We start from the raw sequence: 16,297 nt of genomic DNA on the forward strand, positions 1-16,297 counted from the left end.
GACCCCGGCGCGAAAAGGAGGCGAAGCGTGACCCACCCGCATCTCAAGACCATCGAAAGCCGGCTGCTGTGGCTGTCACACTGGATGATCCACAACGCCAACCACCTGCGCGACAAGAGCGACGGCATCAAGATCGGCGGGCATCAGGCGTCCTCGGCCTCGATGGTCTCGATCCTGACGGCGCTGTATTTCTCGGCCCTGCGGCCGCAGGACCGGGTTGCGGTCAAGCCCCATGCCGGGCCGGTGTTCCACGCCATGCAATATCTGATGGGGAACCTGGATCTGGAGAGGATGCAGAACTTCCGCGGCCTTGGCGGGGTGCAGAGCTACCCGAGCCGTACCAAGGACGTGGACGACGTGGATTTCTCGACCGGCTCGGTGGGGCTGGGGGTGGCGATCACCTCGTTCGCCTCGATCGTGCAGGATTACATCGCCGGGAAAACCTGGGGCGCGGGGCTGGAGCGCGGCCGCATGATCGCGCTGATGGGCGACGCCGAGGTGGACGAGGGCAATGTCCACGAATGCCTGCAAGAGGGCTGGAAGCACGATTTGCGCAATGTCTGGTGGGTGATCGACTATAACCGCCAGTCGCTGGACGGGGTGGTGCGCGAAGGGCTGTGGTCGCGGATCGAGCGGCTGTTCGAGGCCTTTGGCTGGGACGTGGTGCGGGTGAAATACGGGGTGCTGCAACGCGCCGCCTTTGCCGAGCCGGGGGGCGAGCGGCTGCGGCAGTGGATCGACGACTGCCCGAACCAGCTTTATTCGGCGCTGACCTTTTCCGGCGGCGCGGTCTGGCGGCAGCGGCTGATGGACGATCTGGGCGACCAGGGCGAGGTGACGGCGCTGATCGAGCGGCGCAGTGATGTCGAATTGGCGGCGCTGATGGAAAACCTGGGCGGCAACTGCGTCGAGACCATGGCCGAAAGCTTTGCCGCCATCGACCACGACCGGCCGGTCTGCTTTCTGGCCTATACGGTCAAGGGCTGGGGCACCCCCATCGCCGGGCACAAGGACAACCACGGCGGGCTGATGACCAAGGCGCAGATGGCCGAATGGCAGCGCCACATGGGCGTCCCCGAGGGGCAGGAGTGGGAGAAGATGGCCGGCGTCGCCGACCCCGAGGCGCTGCGCGGCTTTCTGCGGCAGGTGCCGTTCTTTGCCCGCGGCCCCCGCCGCTATTGCGACAACCCCGTCCCGGTGCCCGCGCTGGCGGTGGCGGCCGAGCGGGCGACCTCGACCCAGGCGGCCTTCGGTCGCATCCTCGACGATCTGGCCCGCGGGCAGTCGGCCTTGGCGGAACGCATCGTTACCATGTCGCCCGACGTGACCGGCACCACCGGGCTGGGCCCCTGGGTGAACCGCCGCAAGCTGTGGGCGCGCGAGGCGCGGGGCGACGTGTTCCGGGCGCAGAACATCCCCTCGACCGCGAAATGGGACTTTGCCCCCGAGGGCCAGCATATCGAGCTGGGCATCGCCGAGATGAACCTGTTCCTGCAGCTCGCCGCCGCCGGGCTGTCACATTCGCTGTTCGGCAAGCGGCTGCTGCCGGTGGGCACGGTCTACGACCCCTTTGTCTGCCGCGGGCTCGATGCGCTGAACTATGCCTGTTATCAGGACGCGCGCTTCCTGATCGCGGGCACGCCCTCGGGGGTGACGCTGGCGCCCGAGGGCGGCGCGCATCAGTCGATCTCGACCCCGCTGATCGGGATGGCGCAGGACGGGCTGGCGGCGTTCGAGCCCGCCTTTGCCGAAGAGCTGGCGATCATCATGGAATGGGCCTTCGACTACATGCAGCGCGACGGCGAGGCGGTGGTCGATCCCCGCACCTGGCTGCGCGATGCCAAGGGCGGCGCGGTCTATCTGCGCCTGACCACCCGTCCCATCGACCAGGCGGCGCTGCCGCGCGAGGGGCTGGCGCAGGGGGTGATCGACGGCGGCTACTGGCTGCGCCCGCCGGGGCCGAACTGCGAGATCGTCATCGCCTATCAGGGCGCCGTCGCCCCCGAGGCGATCGCCGCCGCCGGGCTGATCGCCGAGGCGCGGCGCGACGTGGGGGTGCTGGCGGTGACCTCGGCCGACCGGCTGCACGCCGGCTGGACGGCGGCGCAGCGCGCCCGCTGGCACGGAGAGCCCGGCGCCCGCGCGCAGGTCGAGCGGCTGCTGGCGCCGCTGCCCCGGCATTGCCGGCTGGTCACGGTCATCGACGGCTATCCGGCCACGCTGTCCTGGCTGGGCTCGGTCGCGGGGCACCAGACCATCCCGCTGGGGGTCGAGCATTTCGGCCAGACCGGCACCATCGGCGAGCTTTACCGCCATTTCGGCATCGACACCGGCTCGATCGTGCGCGCGGTGTCGGGGCTGACCGCCGGGCGGCAACTGGCCGCGCCGTAGGCAGTCCGGGCGGGCGTTCCGTGCCCGGACGGCGCAGGACGCGCCGCCCGGCGGCCGCGGCTGCGGGAAAGCCCGGCGTCGCGGATCACCCCTGTCCGGCCAGCGCCTTGAGCTTGTATTCGCCCATGTCGTTCCAGACCTGCTGGCGCCAGATCCTGCCGTCACGCAGGTCGAACAGGTCGACGAAGCGGATGCCCTCGAACCGGCTGCCGTCCAGCCATTCGCCGTGCAGCGTGCCGGCGATCAGCACGCTTTCCTGCCCCTCTGCGCCCCAGCTGTCGCGGCGGTCGAAATGCTTGCCGACGAAACGATAGCGGCCGGCCGCGCCGGCGACCATCTGCTCGATCCCGGAAAACCTTGCGCCGCCGGGAAAGACCATCTCCAGCCCGTCGGCGGCGACGAAGCTGCGGGCGCGGTCCAGGTCGCGGCGCTCCATGGCGCCCAGGAAAGCCTCGCAGATGGCGATGGCGGTGGTTGGTTCGGTCATCGGGTCCTCCTCCCCTGCTGGCGTGCGCCGTCTTGTCAGCGTGTCGCACCGGAAAGCACTTTACAAACGACATAAAGGAATAACAATATAAGCAGCAGGCGTGACAGGCCGCAGCCACGACCCAGAGGAGGGGTGGCGGCCGGTGCCAGACAGAGGAGGTCCCCGATGGAAACGTCATCGCTGACGGCGCGCCAGCTGTACGAACACGCCAAGGCCAACCCCACCCGGCGCCGCTTCGGCTTCGGCCGGCGGCCGATGCTGATCAACATCGACCTGCAGCTGGCCTATACCGGCGTCGGCGAGTTCGCGACGGCTTATGAGACCGACCCGCAGCAGCTGGATTACGTCAACCAGCTGGCGGCGCTGGCCCGTGCCAAGGGGCTGCCGATCACCTGGACCTATGTCGCCTACATGCAGTCGGGCGAGGATTGCGGGGTCTGGGGCACCCGCACCGACACCCCGGATTCGTTGCAGAACATCAAGGTCGGCTCGCGCCGCGCGGAACTCGACCCGCGGCTGCAGGTCGATCACGTCAAGGACATCGTGGTCAACAAGCGCATGGCCTCGGCCTTTCACGAAACCAACCTGCAATCGCTGATGGTCTGGCATCAATGCGATACGGTGGTGCTGACTGGCGGCTCGACCTCGGGTTGCGTGCGCGCGACGGTGGTCGATGCAATCTCGCGCGGGTATCGGGTGATCGTCCCCGAGGAATGTGTGGCCGACAAGCACGAAAGCCCGCATTTCGCCAATCTCTACGACATTGCGGTCAAATATGGCGACGTGATCCCGGTGGCCGAGGTCATCGCCTGGTATGATGCCCACCAGCCCGAGGCGCGCTGAGATGGCCGCGCAGATGCAATCCGACCTGGGGCTTTACGACTATCTGCCTTGGCCGGGGCGGCCGAAGATCACCTGGCCCGGCGGCAAGAAGCTGGCGGTGTGGATCGCCCCGAACATCGAGTTCTACGAATACGACCCGCCCGACAATCCGACCCGCACCCCCTGGGGGCGGCCCAACCCCGACGTACTGCAATATTCGCACCGCGACTATGGCAACCGCGCGGGCTGGCAGCGGATGATGGCGGCGATGGACCGGGCGGGGTTCCGTGGCTCGGTCTCGCTCAACGTGGCTTTGTGCGACCACCATCCGGAGATCATCCGCGCCTGCGCCGACCGCGGGTGGGAGTTCTTTTCCCACGGCATCTACAACACCCGCTATGTCTACAACATGACCATCGAGCAGGAGCGCGAGATCATCCGCGACGCCTTCGACACGGTCAGGAAGCACACCGGGCAGGAGCTGGCGGGCTGGCTGTCCCCGGCGCTGTCCAACAACCTGTGGACCATGGATATCCTGGCCGAGGCCGGCATCCAGTACACCTGCGACATGTTCCACGACGACCAGCCGATGCCGGTCAAGGTGGCCTCGGGGCGGCTGATTTCCATGCCCTACTCGCTCGAGATGAACGACGTCATCGTCTATAACAGCCAGAAGGTGACGCCCCGCCATTATGGCGAGATCATCAGGCGCCAGTTCGATCAGCTTTACCGGGAATCGGACGAAAGCGGCATGGTGATGTGCATTCCGCTGCACCCCTATCTGGTCGGCCAGCCGCATCGGATCGACGCCTTTGCCGAGGCCATCGAATATATCGCCGGCCATGACGGCGTGTGGCAGGCGACGGGGCGCGAGATCGCCGCCGCCTATCACGCCAGCGGTGCCTATGACGCGATGGCCGCCGCCGCGGCCGCACATGCGCAGGGGGAACGCTGATGCCGCTGCCCGATTCCTATCTGGACTATCCCGCCCGCCGCCATGGCATGGACCACGACCGCTACGACTGGTCCGACATGTTCGCGCGCAAGCCGATCCGCTGGCCGGGTGGTGCGCGGGTGGCGCTGTCCATCGTCACCCATGTGCAGCATTTCCCGCTGGACATGCCGGCCAAGCCCTTCAAGGCGCCGGGCGCGCTGTCGATGCCCTATCCGGATTTCCGCTATTTCACCAACCGTGACTATGGCAACCGGCTGGGCGTGTTCCGGGTGCTGCGGCTGCTGTCCGACATGGGGCTGCGCGGCAGTTTCGCCATCAACGGCTGCATCGCCGCCCGCTATCCGGCGGTGGTGCGGGCGGTGGTCGAGGGGGGGCACGAGGTGGTGGCCCACGGGCTGGACATGGGCAAGGTCCACCACTCGGGCCTGACCGAGGCCGACGAGGACGCGATCATCGCCGAGGCGCTGCGGCTGCTGCGCGACGGCTCGGGGCAGGCGGTGACCGGCTGGCTGTCGCCCGGGCGCGCGCAGGGGTTCAGGACCCCCGAGCTGCTGGCCCGCAACGGTGTGCGCTGGTGCCTCGACTGGGCCAACGACGACCTGCCCTATCGGATGCGCACCGCAGAAGGGCCGCTGCTGGCGATGCCGCTGGCCTATGAGACCGACGACCGGGTGGTGGCCAACGAATATTTCCACTCGGAACCGGAATGGGTGCAGCAGGTCAAGGACCGCTTCGACGTGCTGTATCGCGAAAGCGCCGAATACGGCGGCCGGGTGATGAGCCTGCCGCTGCACAGCTGGGTCTCGGGGATGCCCTATCGGGTGGAATATCTGCGCGAGGCCCTGGGCTACATGCTGGCCCATGACGGCGTGTGGACCGCCCCGGCGGGCGAGATCGCCGCGGCCTTTGCCGGTCAGGAATGACCGGCCCCGGTCCGCGCGCCAGATCCCGCGCGGGCCATCGCCGCCACAGGCGGCGCCAGACACAGGAACGACCCGAATGACCGACCCCCGGGCCCCCGCACCGCGGACATTGTTCGAAAAGATCTGGGAGGCGCATGAGATCCTGCGCCATCCCTCGGGGCAGTCGCTGCTCTATATCGACCGCGACCTGATCCACGAGGGCAGCTTTCACGCCTTTGCCGACCTGCGGCGCCGGGGGATGCATCCGCGCCGGCCGCTGCAGATCTTCGGCATCGCCGACCATTACGTGCCCACGCTGGGGCGCGCCGCCGAGGACGCGGCCAGCCCGGCCATCGCCCGGATGATCCGCACCTTCGACGACAACATGGGTTGGGGCGGGCTGCGGCATTTCGGGCTGGGCAGCCGCGACCAGGGCATCGTCCATGTCGTCGCCCCGGAACAGGGGATCACCCTGCCGGGGCTGACCATCGTCTGTTCCGACAGCCACACCTCGACCCAGGGGGCGCTGGGGGCGCTGGCCTTCGGCATCGGCCAGTCGGAAAACGCCCATGTTCTGGCCACCCAGACCCTGTGGCAGGCGCGGCCGCGCACCATGCGGGTCAATGTGGAAGGGGTGCTGGGCACCGGCGTCACCGCCAAGGACGTGATGCTGGCGCTGATCGCGCAGATCGGGGCGGGCGGCGCGGGCGGCCACGCCATCGAGTTCGCCGGCCGCGCGGTGCGCGACATGTCGATCGAGGCGCGGCTGACCCTGTGCAACATGTCGATCGAGGCGGCGGCGCGGCTGGGGATGGTTGCCCCGGACGAGACCACATTCCGCTATGTCGCCGGCCGCCACCACGGCCCCAGCGCCGAGGAATGGGACATGGCGCTGGCGCAGTGGCAGGCGCTGCCCAGCGACCCCGGCGCCGTCTTTGACCGCGAGGTGACGCTGGACGCGGCCGGGATCGCGCCGATGGTGACCTGGGGGACCAGCCCCGATGATGCCGTGCCGATCACCGGCCGGGTCCCCGACCTCGCGCAGTTTGCAGGCACCGAAAAGCGCAATGCCGCGGCAAAGGCGCTGGACTACATGGCGCTGGTGCCGGGCACGCCGCTGGAAGGGCTGGCGATCGACCGCGTGTTCATCGGTTCATGCACAAACAGCCGCATCGAGGACCTGCGCGAGGTCGCCGCCATCGTGGCCGGGCGCAAGGCGGCGGTGCCGACCATCGTCGTGCCCGGCTCGACCCGGGTGCGCGAACAGGCCGAGGCCGAGGGGCTGGCCCGCATCTTCCGCGAGGCGGGGTTCGAGTGGCGCCATTCGGGCTGCTCGATGTGCGCGGCGATGAACGGTGACGTGGTGGCGCCGGGCGAACGCTGTGCCTCGACCTCGAACCGCAATTTCGTCGGGCGGCAGGGGCCGGGGGCGCGCACGCATCTGCTCAGCCCCGCGATGGCGGCGGCGGCGGCGGTCACCGGGCGGCTGACAGACGTGCGGCGGCTGGCGGAGGGCCCGGCATGAAGGCGTTCACCCGCGAAACCTCGACCGTGGTCTTTGTCCCCGGCATGAACTGCGACACCGACCAGATCATCCCGGCCCGCTTCATCAAGGCAGACCGCGCCGAGGGCTACGACAAGTTCCTGTTCCACGACATCCGCCGCGACGCCACCGGCACGCTCGACCCGGATTTCCCGCTGAACCGCCCCGGCGCCGACAAGGCGCGGATCCTGCTGGTCGAGGATAATTTCGGCTGCGGCTCGTCGCGCGAGGGGGCGGTCTATGCGCTGGTCGATGCCGGGATCCGCGCCCTGATCGCGCCCGTTTTCGGGGACATCTTCTTCAACAACGCGCTCAAGAACGGGCTGGTGCCGGTGCGGCTGCCCCGGCCGCTGTGCGAGGCGCTGGCCGCGCATCTGGCCGACCACCCCGAGGCCCAAGTGACGGTCGATCTGGCAGTGGGGCAGGTGGTGCTGCCGGGCGGGCTGGGCAGCCACCCGCTGGTGCTGGACGCGTTTGCGCGCGACTGCATCCTGCGCGGCCTTGACGAGATCGAGCTGACGCTGACCCACATGGACAAGATCCGCGCCTTTGAGGCGGCGCGGATCGCCGCGAACCCGTGGCTGGGGCGTTGAGACCGATGCGAACCAAGCTCGGCCCCCAGACGGCTGATAACACCAGGGAGGAAACCACGATGACCCACTATATCAACCGCCGCGGCCTGCTGAAGGCATCCGGGGCCATGGCGCTGCTGAGCGGGCTTGCCAGCCCCGCGATCCTGCGCGCCCAGACCCCCGCCATCAAGGTCGGGGTGCTCGAGCCGCTGACCGGCAACCTGGCCTATAACGGCAACCAGTGCGCCGCCGGGGCCCGTTTTGCCGCCGAGGCGATCAACGCCGCCGGCGGCATCAAGAGCATGGGCGGCGCGCCCATCGAGTTGGTGATCGTCGACGCCGAAAGCCGCCCCGAGGTCGCGGCCGCCGCCGTGGACACGCTGGCCGAGGCCGGGGTCTGCGCCTTTACCGGGGCCAGCGCCTCGGCGCTGGGGTTGGCCTCGTCGCAGGCGGCGGCGAAATACGACCTGGCGCAGGTGTTCTCGGTCGGCACTGCCGAGGCGATCGTCGAGCGCGGCCTGCCCAACGTCTTCCGCTTTACCCCCGGCGTGACCAAGATCACCGCGGTGGCGCTGGAAAACCTGGGGCTGCTGAACGAGGCCGCCGGCAAGCCGGTCAAGACCGCCGCCATCGTCCACGAGGACGGCCCCTTCGGCTCGCAGCTGGCCGGTATCGTTGAAACCGAGCTGCCCAAGCTGGGCATCGAGATCGTCGAGAAGATTGCCCACCCGACGCCGCACCGCGATTTCAACAACATCGCCCTGCGGGTCAAGGCGTCCAAGGCCGACATCCTGATCCCGACCAACTACATCAACGAATACACGCTGATGACCCGGGCCCTGCAGCAGCAGCGGGTCGAGCTGATGGCGATCTACTCGATCCTGGGCGGGGCGGCGTCGAACATCAAGTTCGTGCGCGAAAACAACGATATCGCCCAGTATGTCATCGACTGCAACCACTGGTACGACCCCAACAAGGAGGCCTCCAAGGCGCTGGCCGCCTCGGCCGCCGGCGCGGGCATCGACATGACCTATGACGTGATGGTTGCCTATGCAACGATCCAGGTCATCGCCGATGCGCTGGAACGCAGCGGCTCGGCCGACCGCAAGGCGATGATCGAGGCGCTGGCGGCCTCGGACTATGACGGCTCGATCATGCCCTATGGGCCGACCAAGTTCGTCAACGGCGACAATGTGAACTCGCGCCCGGTCAACCTGCAGGTGCGCGGGGACAAGATCGAGGTGATCTTCCCCAAGGAATACGCCACCATCGAGCCGGTCTTCCCGCGCCCCACCCAGGGCTGAACCACCGTCGCCCCTGCCGGCGTAGTCGGCGGGGGCGCCCCGACCCCCGAAAGCTCGTGACCCATGTCCAGCCTGATCCTGCCTGCCGTGCTGAACGGACTGACGATGGGGGCGGTCTATGCGCTGATCGCGCTTGGCCTGACCCTGATCTACGGCGTGCTGCACATCATCAACTTTGCCCACGGCAGCCTGCTGATGCTGGGGCTGTATGCGGCCTATTTCCTGTTCCATTTCTGGGGCATCGACCCCTATCTGGCCATCGTCATCGTGGTGCCGGCGTTCTTTGCGCTGGGCTATGTCCTGCAGCGCGGCATCATCGCCCCGATGAGCGCGGGGTCGGAACAGAACGTGCTGCTGGTGACGCTGGCGCTGTCGCTGGTGATCGACAACCTGGCGCTGTATTTCTGGACCTCGAACACCCGCACCGCCGACATCGCCTATGCCTATGATACCGTCGAGGTGCTTGGCGCCTATCTGACGCTGGGCCGGGTGATCGCGTTTTTCGCGGCGCTGCTGGTGGCGGGGCTGATGTGGCTGTTCATGACCCGCACCCGCACCGGGGCGGCGATCCGCGCCGTCGCGATCGAGAAGCGCGGGGCCGAGATCGTCGGCATCGACGTCGGCCACACCTATGCGCTGTGCTTTGGCATCGGCACGGCCTGCGTGGCGCTGGCCGCCTGCCTGCTGCTGCCGACCTTCTACGTCACGCCGCAGGTTGGCTACACCTTCGTGCTGGTCGCCTTCACCACCGTGGTGATGGGCGGCATGGGCAGCCTGCCGGGGGCGCTGGTCGCCGGGCTGCTGCTGGGGGTGATCGAGGCGCTGGGCGGGCTGTTCCTGGGCGAGAGCCTGGGCCAGCTGGGCATCTTCGTGGCCTTCATCCTGACGCTGTTGTTCCGCCCCGCCGGGCTTCTGGGCCGGAGGCCGACATGATGCGCTTTGCCTCGCTTGGCCAGGCGGCGCTGGTCGCGCTGGTCGTCGTCTATCTGCTGGCGGTCTATCTGCTGCCCTCGCAGGTGTGGATGGGGTTCACCATCAACGCGCTGGCCATGTCCATCGTGGCGCTGTCGTGGAACATCACCGGCGGCTTTGGCGGCATGGCGTCCTTTGGCCATGCGGCGATGTACGGCACCGGGGCCTATGCCTCGGCGGTGCTGCAGGTGCAGTTCGGCGTCAATGCCTGGGTGGCCTTTGCCGCGGGGATCGCGGCAGGGGCGCTGATGGGCGCGTTCATCGGGGCGCTGGCGTTCCGCTATGGGGTCAAGGGCTCGTATTTCGCGCTGGTCACCCTGGCCTTTGCCGAGGTGCTGCGCATCTGCGCCTCGGCCTTCGAGCTCACCGGCGCCGGGCGCGGGTTGCAACTGAAGCTGCAACCCGGGGTCGCGACGCTGCAGTTCAACAACGACCGGGTGCTGACCTATACGCTGCTGCTGGCCATTGTTGCGCTGGTGATGGCGCTGACCGCCTGTCTGAAATATTCGCGCTTCGGCGCCTATCTGGTCGCCGTGCGCGAGAACGAGGACGCCGCCCGCGCCCTGGGCATCGACACCTATCGGGTCAAGGTGACCGCGATGGCGATCTCGGGGGCGTTCGGGGGGCTGGCGGGGGCGGTCTATCTGCAGCTGTGGCTGTTTATCGACAGCACCGTGGTCTACGGGGTCAGCATCTCGGTCACCGCGCTGATCGGGCCGATCATCGGCGGGGCGGGCACGGTCTGGGGGCCGCTGGTCGGCACGCTGGGCCTGCATCTGCTGGGCGAGGGCGCCAAGACGGCGCTGCACGGCGCGCCGGGGCTGAACTTCGTGCTGTATGCGCTGGTGCTGATCGCGGCGCTGCGTTTCCTGCCGCAGGGGCTGATGGGGCTGGCTGCGCGGATCGGGGTCCTGGGCCGAAAGGGGGGCGACGATGCTTGAGGTGCGCAACCTGACCAAGCGGTTCGGCGGGCTGCTGGCGCTGTCGGATGCCTCGCTGGACGTGCCCGAAGGGGCGATCGTCGGGCTGCTGGGGCCGAACGGCGCCGGCAAGACCACCTGCTTTACCATCATCGCCGGCTTTACCCGCGCCGATTCCGGCAGCGTGCGGCTGGACGGGCAGGACATCACCGGCCTGCCCCCGCATCGCATCTGCGGGCTGGGAATGGTGCGGACCTTCCAGATCGTGCAGCCCTTTGCCGGGCTGACGGTTCAGGAAAACATCGCCGTCGGCGCCTATCTGCGCCATGAAAGCCGGCGCGAGGCGCTGGCCGAGGCGCGGCGGATCGGGCAGCGGCTGGGGATGGGGGCGCTGCTCGACCGCCCCGCCGCCTCGCTGACCATCGCCGGGCGCAAGCGGCTGGAAATCGCCCGGGCTCTGGCGACCGGGGCCAGGCTGCTGCTGCTGGACGAGGTGATGGCCGGGCTGATCCCCACCGAGGTCACCGAGATCGTCGGCATCATCCGCCAGATCCGCGACGAGGGGCACACCTTCCTGATGATCGAACACGTCATGCAGGCGGTGATGAGCCTGGCCGAAACCGCCTATGTACTGAACTACGGCAAGATGATCGCGCAGGGCACGCCCCAGCAGCTGGTGCGCGACCCGGCGGTGGTCGAGGCCTATCTGGGCCACGGCGCGGCCGCCCGCCTGCAGGAGGCCGCCCATGCTTGAGATCAGCGGAATCCACGCCGGCTACGGGCAGATGGCGGTGCTGCGCGGCATCGACATGCGGATCGGCGAGGGGGAAATCGTCGCGCTGCTGGGGTCGAACGGGGTCGGCAAGACCACGCTGAACAACGTGATCTGCGGCTTCATCCCGCCCACCGCCGGCGAGGTGCGCTTTGCCGGGCAGCGCCTGACCGGGCGGCGCCCGCGCGAGATCGTGGCGATGGGCATCGCCCAGGTCCCCGAGGGGCGGCGGGTGTTTCCCAACCTCACCGTGGCGGAAAACCTGGAGCTTGGCGCCTTTCGCCGGGCGGGGGCGCGCAAGCGGCAGAACTTCGACCGCATCTGCGCCATCTTTCCGCGGCTGGCCGAACGGCTGCGCCAGCTTGCCGGCACGCTGTCGGGGGGCGAACAGCAGATGCTGGCCATCGGCCGCGGCCTGATGTCCGAGCCGAAGCTGCTGATCCTGGACGAGCCTTCGCTGGGCCTGTCGCCGCTGCTGGTCGAAGAGATGTTCGCCCTGGTCACGCGGATCAATGCCGAAGGCGTCGCGGTGCTGCTGATCGAACAGAACGTCATGCAGTCGCTGGGCGTCGCCGGGCGGGCCTATGTGCTGGAACAGGGGCAGCTGGTCATGCAGGGGACGGCGGCCGAGATGCTGGCCGATCCCAGATTGCGGCAGGCCTATCTGGGCCTGTGAAGCTGGCGGCCGGCGCCCGCCGGTCGCCCGGAAATGGAGAGGAAGTCATGTCGCTGACACGCACGCGCCGCCTGCGCCTGGCCCTGGCGGGGGACCGCGCCATCATGGCCCCCGGGGTGGTCGATGCCATGTATGCAAGGCTGGTCGCCGAGGCCGGGTTCGAGGCCATGTACATGACCGGGGCGGGGACCTCGGCCACCCGGCTGGGCTATCCCGATGTCGGGCTGCTGACCATGACCGAGATGGTGGACAATGCCACCCGCATCGCCGATGCCGCCGACCTGCCGCTGATCGCCGATGCCGACAACGGCTTTGGCGGCCCGCTGAACGTGCGCCGCGCCATCCAGCTTTACGAACGCGGCGGCGTCGCGGCCGTGCATCTGGAGGATCAGGTCCTGCCCAAGCGCTGCGGCCATCTGGCCGGCAAGCAGCTGATCCCGGCCGAGGACATGGTGGCCAAGGTCAAGGCCGCGGTCGATGCCCGCGTCGATCCCGATTTCGTGGTCATCGCCCGCACCGATGCGCTGGCGGTCCATGGGCGCGAGGCCGCGCTGGACCGCGCCGCGATGTATCGCGAGGCCGGCGCCGACGTGATCTTCGTCGAAAGCCCGCTGCCCGAGGACCTGCCCCATATCGCGCCCCGGTTTCCGGGGGTGCCGCTGCTTTACAACATGGCGACCTCGGGCAAGACCCCGTTCCTGACCCGGGCCGAGATCGAGGCGCTGGGCTTCAAGCTCATCATCTATCCGAACTGGCTGCTGCTGTCGGCGCTCGAAGCGGCGCGGCGCACGCTCGAGGTGCTCAGGGCCGAGGAAACCATCGCCTCGGTCGCGCCGGGGGTGATGAGCTTCAAGCAGTTCTTCGACACCGCCCGCATGGCCGAGATCCAGGAGCTCGAGGCCCGCTACGGTACGTCGCCCGAGCATCGCACCGAGTATTGAGACACCCCGGCGCGCAGCCCTCGTGCGCCTTTGCAAGGTGAAAGGTCCGATATGGCTGTTCTTTCCGCCGAACGCGTGGAGTTCGATGCCGAAATGCCGGTCGTGGTGGTCGGCGCCGGCGCCTGCGGCCTGGTCGCCGCGCTGGCCGCGCATGATGCCGGGGCCGAGGTGATGATCCTTGAACGCGACGCGAACCCGCAGGGTTCGACCTCGCTTTCGGCCGGGCTGATCCCGGCGGCGGGCAGCCGCCTGCAGGCGCAAGCGGGGATCGACGACAGCCCCGAGGTTTTCGCCGCCGACATCATCGCCAAGACCCATGACCGCACGCCCCCCGACATGGCGATGCTGGCCGCGCGGACCTCGGGCCCGATGATCGACTGGCTGGCCGAAACCCACGGCATCGAGTTCGAGCTGGTGACCGGTTTCCTTTATCCCGGCCATTCGCGGATGCGGATGCACGGGCCGAAAAGCCGCACCGGCGCCGACCTGGAACAGGCGCTGCTGTCGGCGGTGTCGGCCGCGGGGATCGACCTGATCACCGGCGCCTCGGTCGAGGACCTGTATGCCGACGCGGATGGACGGGTGAGGGGGCTGCGGTTCCGCCGCCCCGATGGCGCGCTGGAAACGCTGGGCTGCAAGGCGCTGGTGCTGGCCTGCTGCGGCTTTGCGGGCGACGCGGACATGGTCCGCCGCCATATCCCCGAGATCGCCGACGCCGAATGCTGCGGGCATATGTCGAACACGGGCGATGCGGTGAAATGGGGCCTTGGCCTTGGCGCTTCCGTGGCCGACATGGGCGCCTATCAGGGCCATGGCTCGGTCGCCCATCCCCATTCGCTGCCGCTGACCTGGGCGGTGGTGACGCAGGGCGGCATCCTGGTGAACACCGACGGACGCCGCTTTTCCAACGAGATGCGCGGCTATTCGGAACACGGCGCCGAGGTGGCCGCCCAGCCCGGCCATGTCGCCTGGGACATCTATGACGCGCGCTGCGAGACGGCGGCGCTGGAGTTCCACGACTACCGCGAGATCCGCAAGCTGGGCGCGGTCAAGAGTGCCGACACGCTGGAGGAGCTGGCCGCCGCGACCGGCCTGCCGCTGGCCGCGCTGAAGGCCGAGTTCGACGCGATCGCCGCGGCCGCCGCCAGCGGCACGCCCGACCGCTTCGGCCGCCGCTTCAGCGACAGCGACATGCTCAAGGCGCCCTATCGGGCGGTCAAGGTGAATGGGGCGCTGTTCCACACCCAGGGCGGGCTGGTCATCGACCATCAGGCGCGGGTGCTGCGCGAGGACGGCACCCCCCTGCCCAACCTGATGGCCGGCGGCGGCGCCGCCCGCGGGCTCTCGGGCGATTCGAACTATGGCTATCTTTCGGGCAACGGGCTGCTGTCGGCGACGGCCTTCGGCCGGCTGGCCGGGATCAGCGCCGCGCGCATCGCAGCCGCCGGTTAGCCGGCGCGTGACTTAAAGGAGGAGGAGAGGATGAAGAAGGTCCTGGTGATCGTTCCCTTCCCCATGGGCGACGACGATCTGGCGCGCCGGCAGGCGCAGCTGGGCGCGGTCGACCTGGGGCCGGGGATCGCGTTCCATTATCGCGCCGTGCGGGTCGGCCCCAAGAACTATTCCAGCCAGCACGACATGGCGCTTGCGGATTTCTCGATCCTCGACGCCGGGCTGGATGCGCAGGCCCAAGGTTATGACGCGGTCTGCATCGACACCATGTCCGACAGCGGCATGGCGATGCTGCGCTCGATGCTGGATATCCCGGTGATCGGGCCGGGACGCCACGCGATGCTGGTGGCGCAGATGCTGGGTGACAGTTTCTCGATCCTGATGATGTGGGACCGCTGGCGGATGCTTTATACCCGCACGCTGGCCGAACTGGGGATGGCGCATAAATGCGCCTCGCTGCGCAGCCTTGGCGTCACCCCCGACAACAAGGCGCTGCTGTCGGGGAAAGAGGACGAGGTGTTCCCGCTGCTGCTGGCCGCCGCCCGCCGCTGCATCGACGAGGACGGCGCGCAGGTGCTGATCCTCGGCTCGACCACCATGCACGAGGCCCATGCCTGGCTGGCCGCGCGCGTCGACGTGCCGGTGATCAATCCCGGCCCGCTCAGCTACAAGCTGGCCTCGGTCGCGCTGGATCTGGGGCTGAGCCATTCCCGGACCACATGGCCCGCGCCGCTGGCCCCCAAGCACGACATGATCCGCGCCATCGGCGCCGCCGGCGCGGCCTGTCTGGAGGGCGCGCAATGACCCGTATCCTTGTCATCGTCCCGTTTGCGCTGGATGCGGCGGGGCTGGCCAACCGTCAGGCGCAGTCGGCGCATGTGCCGCTGCCCGAGGGCTGGCAGCTGACCTATCGCCCAGTGGCCTGCGGCCCGTCGTCCTTCATGTCGCCGCATGACTGGGGGCTGATGGAGCTGGCGATCTTCGAGGCCGGCAGCAACGCGCAGGCCGAGGGGTTCGATGCGGTCTGCATCGATACCATGTCGGACGGCGGCATGGCGGCGCTGCGTTCCGTGCTGGATATTCCGGTGATCGGCGCGGGCAAGGCGTCGATGCTGTACGCGCTGACGCTGGGCGCACGGTTCTCGGTGCTGGCGCAATGGGACCCGGCGTTACCGCGCTATCGCAAGGTGATCCGCGAATACGGGTTCGAGGGGCAATGCGCCTCGGTGCGCAGCCTCGGCCAGCCGCCGGATTTCGCCAATCTGCTGACCGGGAAGGAAGACGAGGTGTTCCCCCGGATGCGCGACGTCGCCCTGCGCTGCATCGAGGAGGACGGCGCCGACGTGATCTGCCTGGGCTCGACCACCATGCATCAGGCGGCGGAATATCTGGCGGCCGAGCTGCCGGTGCCGGTCGTCAACCCCGGGCCGCTCAGCTACAAGCTGATCGAGACCTTTCTGGCGCTTGGCCTGAGCCACGGCCGCGCCGCCTATCCCGCCCCGGTCGAGCCGCGGCTGGACCTGCTGCACCGGATGATGCGCGCGGGCGCCGAGGCCGAGACCGGCACAGGGGGCTGAGGCGGGTCGGT

At 68.7% G+C, this 16,297-nt stretch carries 16 protein-coding genes; 15 read left to right on the top strand and 1 reads right to left on the bottom strand.

Going from position 1 to position 16,297, the window contains the following annotated elements; all coding sequences use genetic code 11:
- Positions 1-84 precede the first annotated feature (84 nt).
- Positions 85-2,391, top strand: coding sequence for a transketolase (locus RSP45_RS12325; protein ID WP_415394062.1), 2,307 nt, complete (start codon positions 85-87; stop codon positions 2,389-2,391).
- Between the two features lie 85 nt (positions 2,392-2,476).
- Here RSP45_RS12325 and RSP45_RS12330 read toward each other — a convergent pair whose 3' ends face one another.
- On the bottom strand, positions 2,477-2,878 hold the full coding sequence (locus RSP45_RS12330) for a nuclear transport factor 2 family protein (protein ID WP_415392149.1): 402 nt from the start codon (positions 2,876-2,878) through the stop codon (positions 2,477-2,479).
- 165 nt (positions 2,879-3,043) lie between these two features.
- On the opposite strand from RSP45_RS12330, the gene RSP45_RS12335 reads away from it, so the two are divergent.
- From RSP45_RS12335 to RSP45_RS12400, 14 genes are all read left to right on the top strand, one after another.
- A complete protein-coding gene (locus RSP45_RS12335; RefSeq protein WP_073068120.1) occupies positions 3,044-3,721 on the top strand; it encodes an isochorismatase family protein in 678 nt (225 codons plus the stop codon).
- A 1-nt stretch (position 3,722) separates the two neighbouring features.
- Positions 3,723-4,655 carry a polysaccharide deacetylase family protein gene (locus RSP45_RS12340; protein ID WP_415392150.1) on the top strand — a complete coding sequence of 311 codons (933 nt, stop codon included), beginning with the start codon at positions 3,723-3,725 and terminating at the stop codon, positions 4,653-4,655.
- Positions 4,655-5,578 carry a polysaccharide deacetylase family protein gene (locus tag RSP45_RS12345; protein ID WP_415392151.1) on the top strand — a complete coding sequence of 308 codons (924 nt, stop codon included), beginning with the start codon at positions 4,655-4,657 and terminating at the stop codon, positions 5,576-5,578. The genes RSP45_RS12340 and RSP45_RS12345 overlap by 1 nt, the downstream gene beginning before the upstream one ends.
- Positions 5,579-5,654: 76 nt before the next feature.
- Positions 5,655-7,082, top strand: coding sequence for a 3-isopropylmalate dehydratase large subunit (gene leuC / locus RSP45_RS12350; RefSeq protein ID WP_415392152.1), 1,428 nt, complete (start codon positions 5,655-5,657; stop codon positions 7,080-7,082).
- Positions 7,079-7,693 carry a 3-isopropylmalate dehydratase small subunit gene (leuD, locus tag RSP45_RS12355; protein WP_415392153.1) on the top strand — a complete coding sequence of 205 codons (615 nt, stop codon included), beginning with the start codon at positions 7,079-7,081 and terminating at the stop codon, positions 7,691-7,693. The genes leuC and leuD overlap by 4 nt, the downstream gene beginning before the upstream one ends.
- A 59-nt stretch (positions 7,694-7,752) precedes the next feature.
- Positions 7,753-8,976 carry an ABC transporter substrate-binding protein gene (locus tag RSP45_RS12360; protein ID WP_415392154.1) on the top strand — a complete coding sequence of 408 codons (1,224 nt, stop codon included), beginning with the start codon at positions 7,753-7,755 and terminating at the stop codon, positions 8,974-8,976.
- 63 nt (positions 8,977-9,039) lie between these two features.
- On the top strand, positions 9,040-9,909 hold the full coding sequence (locus RSP45_RS12365) for a branched-chain amino acid ABC transporter permease (RefSeq protein WP_073068130.1): 870 nt from the start codon (positions 9,040-9,042) through the stop codon (positions 9,907-9,909).
- On the top strand, positions 9,906-10,889 hold the full coding sequence (locus tag RSP45_RS12370) for a branched-chain amino acid ABC transporter permease (RefSeq protein ID WP_415392155.1): 984 nt from the start codon (positions 9,906-9,908) through the stop codon (positions 10,887-10,889). Before RSP45_RS12365 ends, RSP45_RS12370 begins: the two co-directional genes overlap by 4 nt.
- Positions 10,882-11,622, top strand: coding sequence for an ABC transporter ATP-binding protein (locus tag RSP45_RS12375; RefSeq protein WP_073068134.1), 741 nt, complete (start codon positions 10,882-10,884; stop codon positions 11,620-11,622). The genes RSP45_RS12370 and RSP45_RS12375 overlap by 8 nt, the downstream gene beginning before the upstream one ends.
- Entirely contained in the window at positions 11,615-12,316 is a 702-nt protein-coding gene (locus RSP45_RS12380) for an ABC transporter ATP-binding protein (protein WP_415392156.1), read from the top strand. The genes RSP45_RS12375 and RSP45_RS12380 overlap by 8 nt, the downstream gene beginning before the upstream one ends.
- 47 nt (positions 12,317-12,363) lie before the next feature.
- Positions 12,364-13,257, top strand: a complete 894-nt coding sequence (locus RSP45_RS12385) for an isocitrate lyase/PEP mutase family protein (RefSeq protein WP_415392157.1) — start codon at positions 12,364-12,366, stop codon at positions 13,255-13,257.
- A gap of 51 nt (positions 13,258-13,308) precedes the next feature.
- Positions 13,309-14,709, top strand: a complete 1,401-nt coding sequence (locus RSP45_RS12390; protein ID WP_415392158.1) for an FAD-dependent oxidoreductase — start codon at positions 13,309-13,311, stop codon at positions 14,707-14,709.
- 30 nt (positions 14,710-14,739) lie between these two features.
- Complete coding sequence (locus RSP45_RS12395; RefSeq protein WP_415392159.1) at positions 14,740-15,513, top strand: aspartate/glutamate racemase family protein; 774 nt, start codon at positions 14,740-14,742, stop codon at positions 15,511-15,513.
- Positions 15,510-16,286, top strand: coding sequence for an aspartate/glutamate racemase family protein (locus tag RSP45_RS12400; protein WP_415392160.1), 777 nt, complete (start codon positions 15,510-15,512; stop codon positions 16,284-16,286). The genes RSP45_RS12395 and RSP45_RS12400 overlap by 4 nt, the downstream gene beginning before the upstream one ends.
- Positions 16,287-16,297: the final 11 nt, after the last annotated feature.

The sequence above is a fragment of the Paracoccus sp. SJTW-4 genome (assembly GCF_047716885.1).
GTDB classification, from domain to species: domain Bacteria; phylum Pseudomonadota; class Alphaproteobacteria; order Rhodobacterales; family Rhodobacteraceae; genus Paracoccus; species Paracoccus solventivorans.